Here is a 15,580-nt window from a genome sequence, read left to right on the forward strand (position 1 = left end):
AAAAAATTGATAACGAAAAGCATCATTTCACGTTATAATGCCACAATTATATTGTTTGTAGGTTTATCGCACGTGATTATTCGCCGTTACATCATAAAAGAAACATTCAAAGCACAACTCGCTATTCTCGTTATTTTATTTATGATCTTTTTTTCACAAAAATTAATCCGAATTATGTCGAGTGCAGTTGATGGCGATATCCCCAGTAGCCTCATTACCCCCCTATTATTATTAGGGGTATCAAATATGGCGCAATTAATTTTACCACTGAGCCTTTTTTTAGGCATTCTTATCGCATTTGGTCGCTTTTATACTGATAGTGAAATGGTTGCGATGTATGCGTGCGGCGTTAAAAAGAAAATTATTTATCAAGTCGTATTATTCCTTTCTATTATCACCTGTTGCGTGAGTACAGCCAATTTGGTGTGGTTTGGTCCTTGGTCAAGCGTACAAGAAGAAAAGCTCGTTGAAAATGCCAAACTTAACCCTAGCCTTGCCGGATTACTCGCCGGCCAATTCCAACGTACCCCAAAAGGTGACTCGGTGATTTATTTAGGCGAAGTTGAGCGTAATAATATCAAACAGATTTTTATTGCTCAAACTAATCCTCTTAAAAATGAACGTCCATCGGTAATTTTATCAAATCAAGGTAAGATTACTCATGATAGCGAGGGTAACCAAATCATCATTCTTGATAACGCTAATCGTTATGAAGGATCAACCAAATTAAGAGACTTTAGAATTTCTCATTTTGATAACTATCAAGCCGTAATTAAACCAAAAACATTGACGGTTTCAGATGAAGATACTAAAGACAAAGTTGAACAATTATCTTTTGCACAACTTAGAGCAATAAAAACAGCAAAAGCCAAAGCAGAATATTACTGGCGAATATCGCTTATTATCTCCGTTCCTTTGATGGCATTTTTAGTCATTCCCCTGAGTGCCTCCAATCCAAGACAAGGCCGTTTAGCCCGAATTTTACCGGCAATGTTACTTTATTTGGTCTATTTTTTATTAGAAAGTTCAATTAAAGCCCATGGTAGTAAAGGTCGTATTGATCCAACCTTTTGGTTTAATGCAGTTAATGGCCTTTACTTTATACTTGCGGTCATTTTTAATCTTTGGGATAGTATCCCAATGCGTAAGATTCGTTATCGATATTTCCCTGCTCGTTTTGCATCATAAGGACGTTTAATATGTTTTCTATTTTAGATCGTTATATTGGTAAAACCATATTAAGCATGATTAGTTTATCTTTATTTTTGTTGATCAGTTTATCAGGAATTATTCGTTTTATTGATCAACTCAGGCGGGTTAAAGGCGATTATGATGCCTTGTCAGCGGCGCTCTATTCCCTTTTGATGGTACCAAAAGATCTCGAAGTTTTTTTTCCTATTGCCGCATTACTAGGTTCGTTAATTGGACTGGGGATGCTTGCTTCAAAAAGTGAATTGGTGGTGATGCAAACTTCCGGTTTTAGTCGATTACATATAATAAAAGCGGTGTTAAAAACAGCGATTCCCTTAGTCTTAATCGTCATGGCCATTGGTGAATGGGTTGCACCTTGGGGAGAGCAAACAGCCAGAAACATGCGCTCAGAAAAAGCTTATGGTGATGCATTAATTGCGACCCAAAATAGTATTTGGGCCAAAGATGGTAATGACTATATCCACATTGGTAAAGTTGACTCAACGGATACTATCGCCGATCTTGATATTTTATCCGTCAATAATGGTGAACTGACTCATATTACGCATGCTGCTTATGCCAATTATAAAAATAATTCTTGGCAACTTTTTGATGTCGAGAAAACCGATTTGACCGATCCGTATAAAGTCAACGGCGTGAATTTATTCAACATGCCATGGCAAACAACCATTACTCCTGATAAGTTAAATATTGTTGCTCAAGATCCCGAATCATTATCGGCATCAGGCTTATATCAATATGCAAAGTACTTGAAATCATCAGGGTTAGATCCTAGTAACTATGAATTGCTGTTTTGGAAAAAACTGCTAAAACCATTATCTGTTGCCGTTATGATGTTGCTGGCGTTATCGTTTATATTTGGGCCACTTAGAAGCGTTTCGATGGGCATAAGGGTTATTACGGGTATTTTTGGTGGTTTTATCTTTTTTATCGCTGATAGCCTATTTTCTAAATTGAGCATTGTCATTGGTATTCCACCGGTATTAGGCGCAGCGTTAACAAGTGTTGCCTTTTTAGGGCTTAGTTATTATCTTTTTAAACGTAAAAGCTAATGGCGATAACAATTATTAGGTCAAGATTATTTTTTCAGCAAATAATAAAAAAATACATAATTATAGTTGCAAGCGGTGAGTAGCCGAGTATAATGCCAACGTTTACTTTATTCACTCTATGCCAGTGTGGCGAAATCGGTAGACGCAGCGGATTCAAAATCCGCCGCCCTTAAAAGCGTGTCGGTTCGAGTCCGACCACTGGCACCAAATTCTTAAGACCTGCTTTTAGCAGGTTTTTTTACGTCTTAAGCTTGATGGGCAGCGCTATCAATGCCGAAGCGGTCGCCCGATCAGAATTATGCTATAAAGGACTCACGCACGCTGCTCTAAAAAATTTATCGTCGGCGTAAAAGGTGTAATTTACACTGCCATTTACCGATGACACAATGTATTGGTAGTCATCATCGTAGCCAATCACGGATTCACTCGCCCAATATTCGTTCACTTCGAAGCCACTATCAGTGTAATTGTTGGCTGTATAGCCCCATTCAGCAAATAATCCACCACCGATAGTGCGTTGGTAATTGCCATTAACACCCGCTTCTATCGATGCGTTAGTATAGTCACCGACTACACTAGGGACCTTGTATTTACCGCCACCACCGAGATCTGTGCAATAGTTTAAGGCTGGATTTGCTGAATCCTTGTAACCACCATTAATTCCCGCTCTGGCAATAAACCATTTATCAATACTAAATCGATACACCATATCCGTACCCGATTGCAAATTGAATACTGTCGCAGAGTGCATGGGTATCGTAGCCGAGTTCATATCAGGACCTTTGAGTTTCACCATCAATAAGTTGGTGTTTGCAGTCATAGCAGAGAGCTCAGCATAGATTCCCGCTGTTCCTACAGGGGTGTACGTTCCACTTAAGCCACTTGCCCCTGTTGTCGATGCAATAACTTGTTTAGCCGTCGTGCCAACAAGCACTAAATAAAAGTAGGCATTATTAAATCCCGTGGTTGGGAAATTTTTAGTTGGATCATCCAGAGACTGTAACAAAAAGCCGTTGCTCGGATCCCATTGGGATGCCGGACCGGCGTATTGATCAGTACCCATCCTTAAATTAGGCTGAGCCCAACACACATAAGGGGCGGTTCCCGCCGGTTGTAAGGTGTAGGTTGCCGTATTAGTCTCATAATCTCGATAATAAGGATCACCATACATTGTTTTAGCTTGTAAGTTACCCGATGTATCCGCCGTTGCACTGATTTCTAAAGTATATGTACCTTTGCACCAATCGAATAGTGTATCGCTAACCACGGTTTTGACACTGTTGGCCCTTAACGTTGCAGTCATAAATCCAGTCGCATCGGCACCTTTTGCATCGCCATCAGTATCACTAACCAATAACACCGAATCAGGCATGGTTAACATCTCACTTAATGAATATTTTTTTCCGTCAATGGGGACTACCGCCAGTAAGTCACGTTGATTCATGGATGTATTGACTTGTATTACCTTACCATCCATTGATTTATCGGCAATGACCACATTGCCTGATTCATCAATATACTGAAAACCGATTAATTCATCAGTCGTTAAGATTTTTAACTTTTCGGTGCCATTATCCAGCAAAAAATAGGGTGCTGAACCTTGAATCGTTTGGCTTGTTGTCACCGATAAAGAGGCAAAACTTAATAATGGTAAGCTAACTAAAGAAGTACTAATTAAACCGATGTTAATTAACGAGCTTAAAGATGACAAATAGTGGCGAGTTTTAATGATTGATTTATGGTTATCAATAAATCGTTGTTGATGCTGTTTTGACTGTGATAATTTAACCGAATCAGCTTTTATTTGCTTCCCCATATAATTCCTTATTGCCTTATATTATTTTTCTTGTTGATTGCTATTAATTTATAGTATTAACAGAAAGATACTTAATTAATGCATTTTTTATTTTACATATTAGATTAAATAATATTCAATTTGTCATATCGTTTAAAACGATCATTTTCATTATTTTAATTTGCAATAACTATCAATTAAATTAAATTGATCTTTAAAATCGATTAATATAATGTGATAATAAATACCTTGCTCAATAACGTTTATTAAATACACAAAATCCGCTATTTTTAATAAGTTTTGTTATTTTATTTGATCTAAATTATGATTTTTACAGGTTGTTTTTTTGCACTAAATTCAGTGCAATTTTAATCGTTTTTTTTAATGACAACGTTAGTTTGTTATTTTTAAGTGAAGACTTAATTTTGTAAATAATTTGTAAAAAAATCGAGGATGAATTAATGATCGAGGATTAAATAAACAACTCGATATTGATAAGTGCATCTAATGCTTTTTTGGGGGTGGGGGGTGGTGTTAGCTTCATTTCTTGATAAGCTTCATCGAGCCGCCTTAAAAAATCAGTTGAAGATGGTCGGCCAGAAAAATCATCTAAACTCGGTATAAATGTAATGCCAATCGTTTCACACATTAGTTTTTCTAATCCTTGTGGTCTTGCCTCGACTTGTTCAAACTGTAACTGTTGGTCAGCAGTTCTACCGCAAGGAAAATACCAATAACCAAAATCATCAAGCTGGCGACGCCTATCCCCTGCTAAACAATAATGACACAGCTCATGCAATAAGCTTCTAGGATAATTACTCCTAAAATAAAGTATCGCTTTGGTATCATTTTTTGATGCCTCATAAAATGGTTCATCAGCGCCACCTTTGATCTCTAAATCAGGGAATACAGTCGAAAATAACTGAATTAATGCACTACATAACTCATCATCATTTAAAGTATTGTTCATAAAACGCCTATTTATTAATACATCGCGTATAAATTGATTCATGCTAACGTGTTCATCCATATGATTATATACGGATTTAATAAACTTAGCATTATCTAACTCAATCACAAATCATACTGGCTTGTTAATGATTACAATGACATTATTGCCGTATTTTAGGACTCGCTATCATATGTTTAAAAAAAGGGCTGATTTTACAGGCGTTATTATTTTTGCTATAATAGCACCTGTTTTTTTATAACTAAAAGGAATTATTTACGTTTTGCATTTTTTAAATAAAACGAATATTACAAATCATACACAATTTATACCCACTCTTTTTTCGCCATTATTACACTGGCTAGTTGTTCGTTTTTATCGGCTTCAATTTATAACATCCGTGAATTAAAAAAATATAACCAGAATTTTACGTTTGAGTAAATGATTTTAGCATCCTAACATTTTGTTTATAACACAGATCATAAAATGGTCTCATCGATCAAAATTTGAATAATATTTTAGTGAGGTATCCCTTTTGAAAAAAATAATTAAAACTAAACCGTTAAATATTAACGACATTACTATTATTGATGATAGTAAACTTAAAAAAGCCATTACTGCAGCCGCCTTAGGTAATGCAATGGAATGGTTCGATTTTGGTGTGTATGGCTTTTTAGCCTATGTATTAGGTCACGTGTTCTTCCCTACAGCTTCACCTAGCATTCAAATGATTGCTGCCCTAGCAACATTTTCGATTCCGTTTTTAGTGCGCCCATTGGGTGGGGTAGTATTTGGTCTTCTGGGTGATAAATTTGGTCGACAAAAAGTATTATCGATGACGATAATTATTATGGCGTTAAGTACTTTTTGTATTGGTCTTATTCCTGGTTATGTCACCATTGGTATTTGGGCGCCGATTTTATTACTATTAGCTAAATTGGTTCAAGGTTTCTCGATTGGCGGCGAATACTCAGGCGCGGCGGTCTTTATCGCAGAATACTCACCCGATCGCAAACGTGGCTTTATGGGGAGCTGGTTAGATTTTGGTTCAATTGCTGGATTCTTATTAGGTGCAGGATTAGTGGTTCTGTTATCAAGCCTACTTGGTGATGCTATGTTCTATGAATGGGGTTGGCGTATTCCGTTTTTCTTAGCATTACCATTAGGTATTATTGGACTTTACTTACGTAATGCCTTAGAAGAAACTCCCGCTTTTCAGCAGCATATGGAAAATGAAGCTAAAAATGATGCAGATAAACCTGATCAACCGAAATTATCTGTAAAAGAGCTCATGGCAAAATATGGTCATAGCATTTTAATTTGTACCGGGTTAGTTGTTGTGACGAATGTTACCTATTACATGCTACTTACCTATATGCCAAGTTACCTATCACATAATCTTAATTACAGTACCGATCATGGTGTACTTATTATCATCGCAATTATGGTCGGCATGTTGTTTGTCCAGCCCCTTATTGGTTTATTTAGTGATAAAGTCGGTCGTAGACCATTTATCATTGCTGGTAGTGTTGGCTTGATTTTATTGTCTTACCCTGCCTTTATCATGATAAATAGTGATATGGTTGGTTTTATCTTTTTAGGATTATTAATTTTAGCGGTATTACTCAACTGCTTCATTGGTGTAATGGCATCTATTTTACCAGCAATTTTTCCAACCAATGTGCGTTACAGCGCGTTGGCTATTTCATTTAATATTGCAGTCTTAATTGCGGGGATTACTCCAACTGTCGCGGCTTGGTTAGTTGAGGAAAGTGGCGACTTGTACATGCCCGCTTACTATCTGATGTTTATCGCCGTGATTGGATTAATCACTGGACTAAAAATGAAAGAGACCGCAAACAAACCACTAAAAGGTGCACTACCGGCTGCATCTGATCGCAGTGAGGCGAAAGAAATATTATCGGAACACTTTGATAATATTGAGCAACGTATTGATGTGGTTGATGAACAAATTAAAGAGCTGCAAGAAAAGCGTCAAAATCTGATTGATCAGCATCCAAAAATTAATTAACAAAGTCGTAGCACTTGAATAATGGCTCGCATTATCCAATCTATTCGATTAATGCAAAATAATGCCCTAACTAGATGATAAATTTAGTTAGGGCATCTTTATTTACCGCGTAATCTTTTCTTGCTAATGATGTATGCGAGTTGATTTTTCCAATATAATTAAAATAACTATTTGTATATCAAAAATGAGCGTAACTTACTGATACTCATTTGTATTTTAAGTCACTTATTCATTATTTACCTTGATATTGGGCATCAGTGACTTTTTCAAGCCATATCACTACTTGTTGATGTTGTGCCTCTTGTAAGGCAATATGCGTCATAAATTGTTGATCGCTAGCACCATGCCAGTGTTTCTCATTAGCGGCAATAATCACAACGTCACCGGGCTGAATTACTTGCTTGGCCTCGCCCCATTTTTGTACCCAGCCATAACCGGCTGTCACAATCAATATCTGCCCTAATGGATGAGTATGCCATGCAGTTCTTGCTCTTGGTTCAAACGTCACACTGCCGCCACTTACGGTACCTGGCGTGTGTTGACTAAATGGCATATCAATTCTGACTGTACCGGTAAACCACTCATCCGGCCCGGTAGCAGAATGGTGCTGATCATTATGAATGATGTTCATATTATGTGAATGCTCATGTTGATTAATAATATGAATTACTGTAGTTAAAATTTATCTAATATAATAGAGACAAAAAGACCAGATTTTTGCCTAATTATCTCAAACTGTTATTACCATGAACCATTATCTGTTAATATAATCGTCAGTTTTATTGCTATTTTGGCGGAGTAAGTCATGATCATTCCTTTGCAACCCGAGTTATATGCCATTAATCATCAGTTAAAGCAACTCATGTTGATCTACCTGACTAAAACAACTGATTATACCACGCCAATTGACAATTTAAGTCTGTTTCGTCGAGATGAAGCACAACCATGTTCGAGTTGCTTTTATCAACCGATGGTATCCATCATTGTACAAGGTTCTAAGCTCTCTTTAATTGGTTCAAAGCAGTACAGCTACCAGGCTGGCGATTGTCTTCTTACGGCGGTTGATGTACCGGCTATCAATACCATGACTGATGTGTCGCCTCAGTCACCATTTTTATCACTAGCGCTATATCTAGATAAAGATATCATTAATCAATTAATTAGTGATTTTCCGCAGCTTTCATTAATACCACCTCAGCCTTTTGAAGGTATGTTAGTCACTAAAGTGGAACTGGGTATACTCAGTGCCTTTGTACGCTTGATACAACTATTAGCAACACCTGAGCATATTGCTGCTTTAGCACCGCTCATTATCAAAGAGATTCATTATCTGTTACTGATAGGACCATTTGGTCAGCAGTTACGTTCAATTAATACTGCTGGCACCCAAAGCCATCATATTGCGAAAACGATTAATTGGCTTAAAGTACACTATAAACAGCCCATTGTTGTTGAAGAATTAGCCCAACAAGCCAATATGGCGCTATCCACCTTTCATCGGCATTTTAAATACGTCACCACGCTTACGCCGCTACAGTATCAAAAAAAATTGCGTCTGTACGAAGCCCGTCGTTTAATGTTATCTGAAAATAATACGGCAAACCAAGCTGGATTGGCTGTCGGTTATGAAAGTATTACGCAATTCAATCGAGAATATAAACGATTATTTAACGCACCGCCACATAGCGATATTATGCGAGTTAGGCAGGTGGTTAACAGGTAAAGAGCCAGAAAACGTCCTGACTCTATAGTAGTTTTTTATGAATGTGCTGAGTTAGCAATAAATAACCATGTATCAATGACCGTATCAGGGTTAAGTGATAAGCTATCAATTCCTTGTTCAACTAGCCACTGGGCAAAGTCTGGATGATCTGATGGCCCTTGACCACAAATACCAATGTATTTGTTGTGTTTTTTACACGCTTTAATCGCCATAGATAGCATCGCTTTAACCGCTGGATTACGTTCATCAAATGTGGCAGCAATAGGCCCACCACTATCACGATCGGTACCAAGTGTCAGCTGAGTCATATCATTAGAGCCGATAGAAAAGCCATCAAAGTAAGTTAAAAATTCCTCAGCAAGCACCGCATTGGCAGGCAGCTCACACATCATCATTACGCGTAAACCATCTTTGCCACGTTCAAGGCCATTTGCGACTAAAATATCACTCACTTGAGCAGCCTCACTCACGGTGCGAACAAACGGGATCATAATTTCCAGATTTTTTAAGCCTAATTGGTTACGGACAATTTTGATCGCTTCACACTCAAGCTCGAAGCATGGTTTGAAAAATGGTGAAACATAACGCGCAGCGCCTCTAAAACCAAGCATTGGATTCTCTTCATGCGGTTCATATAATGGACCGGCGATCAAATTCGCATACTCATTAGACTTAAAATCAGAGGTACGTAAAATCACCCGCTTAGGGTAAAATGCACCGGCAATCATCGCAATACCTTCTGCTAATTTTTGCACGTAAAAATCACGGGCAGAAGCATACCCCGAAATACGCTCACTAATCGCTTCTTTCAAATCAGCAGGTAAAGTATCAAATTCTAGCAATGCTTTGGGGTGAATACCAATTTGCTTATTGATAATAAACTCCATTCTTGCCAGGCCAACCCCCTGGTTTGGTAGCTGGCTGAAATTGAAAGCAAGCTCTGGATTACCAATATTCATGTAAATATTCAATGGTATTTCTGGCATAGTACCAAGATCAATTTGCGTTTTTTCAATATCAAGAATGCCTTTATACACAAGGCCAGTATCGCCTTCACAGCATGATGCCGTAATGAGATCACCTTCTTTGATAGTAGCCGTTGCATTACCACATCCAACAATGGCAGGAATACCCAGTTCACGTGCAATAATTGCCGCATGGCAAGTTCGACCACCTCGATTGGTCACAATCGCTGAGGCTTTCTTCATGATCGGTTCCCAATCCGGATCCGTCATGTCCGTCACCAGCACATCGCCAGATAAAATCTTATCCATATCACGAATATCATGGATAATTTTTGCTTTACCTTGACCAATTTTTTGACCGATTGCTCGTCCTTGGCAAACAACCTCTGACTTATTTTTGACATGATAGTGCGTCAGGCGATTTTTTGATTCTCGTGATTTTACGGTTTCAGGTCTTGCTTGTAAGATATAAAGCTTGCCGTCATGGCCATCTTTACCCCATTCAATATCCATTGGCTGACCATAATGGTCTTCAATGATTTGCGCATAACGAGCAAGTTGTAAAATATCTTCATCGTTAATTGAGAATTGACCACGTAAGGCTTCATCAACATCCACTGTTTGAACCGATTTATTGGCAGCACCAGCGTCCGTAAATTCCATCTTTAATAATTTAGACCCTAAACCACGATGTAAAATACAAGGATAACCCTGCTTTAAAAGCGTTTTATGTACGTAAAATTCATCAGGATTGACAGCGCCTTGTACCACTGTTTCGCCCAGTCCATAAGCTGAAGTAATAAATACCACTTTATCAAAGCCAGATTCAGTATCCATGGTAAACATCACGCCAGCGGCGCCAATATCACTGCGTACCATTTTTTGCACACCAACGGATAACGCCACTTGCGCATGATCAAAATGTTGATGTTCACGGTACGAGATGGCCCTATCATTATACAGCGAAGCAAAAACATGCTTGATTGCTTCTTTTAAATTATCAATCCCACGAATATTTAAAAACGTCTCTTGTTGTCCGGCAAAAGAGGCATCAGGTAAGTCTTCAGCCGTTGCTGAAGAACGCACAGCAACTGAAAAATCATTGCCATAATCGGCTTGCATAGTATGCCATGCTTCATGAATTTCACGCTCAAATTCAACCGTAAATTCAGTTTGCATAATCCAGTTGCGGATTTGTTTACCTGCGTTTGCCAGTTGATTCACGTCATCAATATTAACCGTGCTTAGGAGTGATGCAATACGTTTATCTAACTCATCTTGCGCTAAAAAAGCGCGGTATGCAGCAGCGGTTGTCGCAAAACCATTAGGAACTTGCACCCCTTTTGAATAGAGTTGACTAATCATTTCACCCAATGAAGAGTTTTTCCCGCCAACACTTTCAACATCGTCTTTGCATAACTCGTTAAACCAAATTACGTTCTGCATAACCATAATATTTCTCCTATTTAATCGACTAGGCATTCTAGAAAATATTAACAAGGTATTCAGCAAGCTCATGACGATTACGTGAGCAAGATCACATTATTTAATTTGAATAAGATGTTCAAGCCACAACAAAAATCAATATGTTATATTAGAAAGTTAAATACCATACCACCGACTTTTATAACTGCTCTATTTAGGATCTATAATGGACTGCAAACGAACCGTTTTTTTTATTTCTGATCGTACCGGTGTCACTGTTGAGAATTTAGGCCACTCCTTGCTTAATCAATTTGAAGGTGTGGCACTTGATTGCTTTACCGTACCCTTTGTCGATTCAGTTGAGCGATCTCACGCGGTATTAAATAAAATTAATATCATTGCCTCATTAACTCAGCAGCAAGTGATTGTGATATCAAGTCTAGTTAATCCCGAGCTTCGAGCCCTGTTTGATCATCATGACCATATTGTTCATATGGACTTTTTTAGCACTTTTATGCCGCCGTTAGAACAAGCGTTAAACATGAGAGCGCGAATGATTGCGGGATTAACCCACGGCATTGCCGATGAAAGGCGCTATGATGAACGAATGGAAGCAGTCAATTTTGCCTTAAGTAATGATGATGGTATTACTGAAAAGAACTATCATGCCGCCGATATTATTTTAATTGGTGTATCACGCTCAGGGAAAACACCCACTTGTTTATATTTGGCGCTGCAGTATGGTATTTTGGCGGCTAACTATCCGCTGACGCAAGATGATTTAGATCATAATCAAATTCCGAAGATGATCGCGCCATACCGCGATAAACTGTTTGGATTAACCATTGATTATAAGCGCCTTAGTCGTATCCGCGAAGAGCGTCGACCGCATTCCAAATATGCCAATCCACTCAATTGTGATTTTGAAGTTAGAACGGCTGAATCGCTATTTAAACGTTATAATATTCCTAATTTATCGACCACTAACCGCTCGGTTGAAGAGTTAGCCGCCGCAATTATGCAAATGAAAAATTTATCTCGGCGCAGCTAATCTATTCGCCAGAATTTGAACGGGTCGTTTGCCGTGTTTGAGTATACAACTGTGCCAGTTGCTGAATCAATGCCGCTAATTGGCCATTGGTCGTTGGTTTCCAGATCGCCACAATATTTAATATTGCGCCTTTATCCCACTGCTCACTATCAAAGCGACAGACTTTTTTATACGCATTAGTGAATAAATGGGTTGGTAACATACTCCAGCCCTGCTTTTCGTTGATGAGATCCTTTAATAATTCAATATTGGTGATGATTTGTAACTTGTCGGAGACTTTAATCATTTGGCTTAATTGCTGCGGTAAGCCAGCAAAGGGGATCAATTGCTTGCTAGAGGCAAGCTCCAGTAATGAAACGCGCGCTATTTTTTTAGCAAAAAAATCCTGATGAGCGTAAATACCAAGTTCAATTGCCCCCAAGGCATACCATTGAAACTCGGCATTAATCATGCGGTTAACCGCTGGGTATATGCCAATATCGGCTTTTTCAGCCAACAGTTGCAGCTCCGCTTGTTGTCGATCAATATTGAGTAGATTTAACTCCATATTTTGCTGAGCAAAAAATGCTATCAACTGTTTAATAAACGCGCTAGGAATAAAACAATCATAACAAATTGTCAAAGTTTGCTTCATCTGCTTAGGTAATTGCATGGCAAATTGATCAAAAATATGCGCCTGTTGTAAAAATAGACACGCTTGTGTATAGAGCTGTTTGCCTTCGTCGGTTAAGACTAATGGTTTTTTAGAGCGGACGAACAGCTCATAACCTAAATTGATTTCAAGCGTACTAATTAATTCACTAATTGTGGTGCGATTTTTGTGTAATTTTTTCGCTGCTAATAGCACATTATTGGTTTCACAAACGGCCACAAAAGCTTCAATTTGCGCGACAGTAAAATGAATCTGCGACATCACAACAACCATTAAAATAATGATGGGTTTCCCCACATTAACGGATTTGAAAAAAAATACAATCCTTCTTACCATGATCATGACCAATAAATTTAATCATTTATTTGTATTTAGTTTGAATAATGGGATAGCCGTTTAATCATCGGCCTTAAGGTTGGTGTTGCCGAGCGGTGAACAATGACTAAAATTGAAATTGATGGTGGGTAAAAATGAAATTAAAAAATAGTACACTGGTGTTATGCTTAATGATGGCTTGGCAAGCGAATGCAGCAACCGGTAGTACCACTTGTGGCGTGGAAAACTTAAACTGCCCTACGGTAGTCGATCAAAATCCACCAGCGGTTAAAGATATGTTAACTTGGAATCAGCAAGATCGGGTTATTGGTTTTCGTAATGATTACCGCTCATACACGGGTGATGTCTTTAAAGCTGGCGATCAAGCTAAGCCTATTGCGCGTGCGATACAAGATTTATCAACAGTGGTTTATCATTACGATGACAAGCAATATACACTCACTGACTACATTAAACGCAATGATGTCACGGGCATGATGGTGATTAAAAATGGCCAAATTGTGTGGCAATATTATGGCAAGGGGAATAACGACACAACACTTTGGACCTCTCGCTCTGTTGGTAAATCAGTGATTTCAACACTGGTCGGCATTGCTTTGAAAGAGGGTAAAATTCAGTCTCTTGATGATTTAGTGATCAAATATAATCCAGATGTTAAAGGCACCGCATGGGAAAACGTCACCATTCGTCAGTTACTACAACATACATCGGGCGTCGAATGGGGTGAAGATTATACTGATCCTAATTCTGACTTTGCAAAATTAACCCAGTGTGAAGCAACGGATCAGGCTTATCAATGTGTTAATGCGCTAGTCAAATCGCCTGAGCGCAAAGCCTACGCTAAACCGGGAGAGGCGTGGTCATACTCTTCTGGTGGCGCTTGGTTACTAGGCGATACACTCGAAAAAGCTACTGGTGAATCAGTCGCTCAGTACCTACAAGAAAAAATCTGGCAACCATTTGGGATGGTGCACGATGGGGTTTGGCATAGTTATGAAAAAGGTCAACACGATGTTGGTGCACATGGTTTTAATGCGGTGTTAGAAGATTGGGGTAAATTTGGCTTATTTATTGCAAGTGATGGCACTTTACCAGATGGCACAAAAATTTTACCAGACCATTGGGTTAAAGAAGCAAGAACATGGAATCAAGCCGAAAACTCTATCACGCCAAGTCATCCAGACGGCTCTTATGGTTATGAGTGGTGGAATAATCGTATTCCGGCTAACTTAACCACCACCAATCCTAACGTACTCAAAAGTAGTGATACCCTTTGGGCATTAGGGATTTTTGGTCAAATGATTATGGTCAATCAAGTCGAAAATTTGGTTATCGTGCAGTGGTCAACCTGGCCAAAAGCTGAGCCATCATTTAGTGCTCAGCCATTAGAATCGGCACTCATGTTTAATTCGATTGCTGCTAAACTCCAATAATTTGATCGTCAATTCATCAAGCCGCGATTGCTGTTAAACCGTGGCTTGTTGTCATTATATTGCACCCTCTTGCTTCATTTGCTTAATCTTTGCGTTACTATAGCCAAGTTCATGCAAAAAATATCGTCAGTATGCAAGCCAACTAAAGGCGCATGTTGAACCTCGGGAGTAAAAGCTGAAAATAAGTCGGGTTAATAACCGCCACAAAATCGTGACAACGTAACAAAAAATCTTCTTTTATTGGCTAATAGCGTCTAATGCAAGCGAAATACAATGAATTTTACCTGTAATTGGGCGTGATGAAGCCAGTGATAAAGTATAATTAGGTGTAAAACGTTGACTGAATAAAAACCAATCTTGGCTTTCAATGTGTACATAATCATTGTTTTGGAATGGGTATGGTAATTCAAAAGTAGTCGGTGATAGAAAGAATCCTTGTCCTGTGGCTTTTATTACGGCCTCTTTTAAGGTCCATAACTGGAAAAAATCAAAATCAGGATTAGTGATCGCGCGTTGATACTCACGGGGAGTCATCATCGCTTGATAGTCATCAAGATTAATCGTCACTTGATGTTCAATATCAATCCCAACGATACTATTGTCACTATAAGCACAAACAACCCAATCTTGCGCATGAGAAATATTAAAGTGTCCTTGCATACGAGCAATCATCGGTTTGCCATACACACCATAACCAATCTTCGGTAGTAGTTTTGCTCGATAGTGCTCATGTTGCTGTAATACATACAACAACAGCAGTTTACCAACTAACGCTCGGCACTTATCTTGCTCGAATTTAAATTGTTCAAGATCATGTTGCTCACTGATACTGAGTATCTTTAGTTGAGCACGAACATCTGACCAATTTAACTCGCTAATATTGAGGCTATAAATATAATTCATTATATTTCACAATTCGCCCCCTTCTACCGCTAAGGTATCTAGGGGCGAGTTT

The 15,580-nt window shown here is 38.5% G+C and carries 12 protein-coding genes and 1 tRNA gene; 7 read left to right on the top strand and 6 right to left on the bottom strand.

Going from position 1 to position 15,580, the window contains the following annotated elements; genetic code table 11:
* Window positions 1-72: 72 nt before the first annotated feature.
* The 3 genes from lptF (at window position 73) to DES39_RS03770 (ending at window position 2,471) form a co-directional block, all read left to right on the top strand.
* Window positions 73-1,188 carry an LPS export ABC transporter permease LptF gene (gene lptF, locus DES39_RS03760; RefSeq protein ID WP_121144410.1) on the top strand — a complete coding sequence of 372 codons (1,116 nt, stop codon included), beginning with the start codon at window positions 73-75 and terminating at the stop codon, window positions 1,186-1,188.
* A gap of 11 nt (window positions 1,189-1,199) precedes the next feature.
* Complete coding sequence (gene lptG, locus DES39_RS03765; protein ID WP_121144411.1) at window positions 1,200-2,264, top strand: LPS export ABC transporter permease LptG; 1,065 nt, start codon at window positions 1,200-1,202, stop codon at window positions 2,262-2,264.
* Window positions 2,265-2,384: 120 nt separating this feature from the next.
* Window positions 2,385-2,471: transfer RNA gene (locus DES39_RS03770), tRNA-Leu, on the top strand.
* A gap of 94 nt (window positions 2,472-2,565) precedes the next feature.
* Here the strand turns inward: DES39_RS03770 and DES39_RS03775 are convergent.
* Complete coding sequence (locus DES39_RS03775; protein WP_121144412.1) at window positions 2,566-4,080, bottom strand: hypothetical protein; 1,515 nt, start codon at window positions 4,078-4,080, stop codon at window positions 2,566-2,568.
* Between the two features lie 451 nt (window positions 4,081-4,531).
* Window positions 4,532-5,029, bottom strand: coding sequence for an elongation factor P hydroxylase (locus DES39_RS03780; protein WP_245959555.1), 498 nt, complete (start codon window positions 5,027-5,029; stop codon window positions 4,532-4,534).
* A gap of 514 nt (window positions 5,030-5,543) precedes the next feature.
* On the opposite strand from DES39_RS03780, the gene proP reads away from it, so the two are divergent.
* A complete protein-coding gene (proP, locus tag DES39_RS03785; RefSeq protein ID WP_121144413.1) occupies window positions 5,544-7,040 on the top strand; it encodes a glycine betaine/L-proline transporter ProP in 1,497 nt (498 codons plus the stop codon).
* Between the two features lie 232 nt (window positions 7,041-7,272).
* On the opposite strand, the gene DES39_RS03790 is transcribed toward proP, so the two are convergent.
* On the bottom strand, window positions 7,273-7,671 hold the full coding sequence (locus DES39_RS03790) for a (R)-mandelonitrile lyase (RefSeq protein WP_121144414.1): 399 nt from the start codon (window positions 7,669-7,671) through the stop codon (window positions 7,273-7,275).
* Window positions 7,672-7,845: 174 nt separating this feature from the next.
* On the opposite strand from DES39_RS03790, the gene DES39_RS03795 reads away from it, so the two are divergent.
* A complete protein-coding gene (locus DES39_RS03795) occupies window positions 7,846-8,763 on the top strand; it encodes an AraC family transcriptional regulator (RefSeq protein ID WP_121144415.1) in 918 nt (305 codons plus the stop codon).
* A 35-nt stretch (window positions 8,764-8,798) separates the two neighbouring features.
* Here the strand turns inward: DES39_RS03795 and ppsA are convergent, their stop codons facing one another.
* A complete protein-coding gene (gene ppsA / locus DES39_RS03800; RefSeq protein WP_121144416.1) occupies window positions 8,799-11,180 on the bottom strand; it encodes a phosphoenolpyruvate synthase in 2,382 nt (793 codons plus the stop codon).
* Window positions 11,181-11,379: 199 nt separating this feature from the next.
* On the opposite strand from ppsA, the gene ppsR reads away from it, so the two are divergent.
* Window positions 11,380-12,204, top strand: a complete 825-nt coding sequence (gene ppsR, locus DES39_RS03805; RefSeq protein WP_121144417.1) for a posphoenolpyruvate synthetase regulatory kinase/phosphorylase PpsR — start codon at window positions 11,380-11,382, stop codon at window positions 12,202-12,204.
* 1 nt (window position 12,205) lies between these two features.
* Here ppsR and DES39_RS03810 read toward each other — a convergent pair whose 3' ends face one another.
* Window positions 12,206-13,192 (bottom strand): LysR family transcriptional regulator, encoded by a 987-nt coding sequence (locus tag DES39_RS03810; RefSeq protein WP_170143332.1) that lies wholly within the window; start codon window positions 13,190-13,192, stop codon window positions 12,206-12,208.
* 134 nt (window positions 13,193-13,326) lie between these two features.
* Here DES39_RS03810 and DES39_RS03815 point away from each other — a divergent pair, with 134 nt between their 5' ends.
* Window positions 13,327-14,625 (top strand): serine hydrolase domain-containing protein, encoded by a 1,299-nt coding sequence (locus tag DES39_RS03815; protein ID WP_121144419.1) that lies wholly within the window; start codon window positions 13,327-13,329, stop codon window positions 14,623-14,625.
* Between the two features lie 237 nt (window positions 14,626-14,862).
* On the opposite strand, the gene DES39_RS03820 is transcribed toward DES39_RS03815, so the two are convergent.
* Window positions 14,863-15,528, bottom strand: a complete 666-nt coding sequence (locus DES39_RS03820; protein WP_121144420.1) for a 4'-phosphopantetheinyl transferase family protein — start codon at window positions 15,526-15,528, stop codon at window positions 14,863-14,865.
* Window positions 15,529-15,580: the final 52 nt, after the last annotated feature.

The sequence above is a fragment of the Orbus hercynius genome (genome assembly GCF_003634275.1).
GTDB classification, from domain to species: domain Bacteria; phylum Pseudomonadota; class Gammaproteobacteria; order Enterobacterales; family Orbaceae; genus Orbus; species Orbus hercynius.

Bases quoted from the DNA above. Each gene is read 5' to 3' on its own strand.
- DES39_RS03820 (WP_121144420.1), bottom strand. From the start codon at position 15,528: ATGAATTATATTTATAGCCTCAATATTAGCGAGTTAAATTGGTCAGAT.
- DES39_RS03790 (WP_121144414.1), bottom strand. From the start codon at position 7,671: ATGAACATCATTCATAATGATCAGCACCATTCTGCTACCGGGCCGGAT.
- lptG (WP_121144411.1), top strand. From the start codon at position 1,200: ATGTTTTCTATTTTAGATCGTTATATTGGTAAAACCATATTAAGCATG.
- DES39_RS03780 (WP_245959555.1), bottom strand. From the start codon at position 5,029: ATGAACAATACTTTAAATGATGATGAGTTATGTAGTGCATTAATTCAG.
- DES39_RS03775 (WP_121144412.1), bottom strand. From the start codon at position 4,080: ATGGGGAAGCAAATAAAAGCTGATTCGGTTAAATTATCACAGTCAAAA.
- ppsA (WP_121144416.1), bottom strand. From the start codon at position 11,180: ATGGTTATGCAGAACGTAATTTGGTTTAACGAGTTATGCAAAGACGAT.
- DES39_RS03795 (WP_121144415.1), top strand. From the start codon at position 7,846: ATGATCATTCCTTTGCAACCCGAGTTATATGCCATTAATCATCAGTTA.
- DES39_RS03810 (WP_170143332.1), bottom strand. From the start codon at position 13,192: ATGGTAAGAAGGATTGTATTTTTTTTCAAATCCGTTAATGTGGGGAAA.
- ppsR (WP_121144417.1), top strand. From the start codon at position 11,380: ATGGACTGCAAACGAACCGTTTTTTTTATTTCTGATCGTACCGGTGTC.
- DES39_RS03815 (WP_121144419.1), top strand. From the start codon at position 13,327: ATGAAATTAAAAAATAGTACACTGGTGTTATGCTTAATGATGGCTTGG.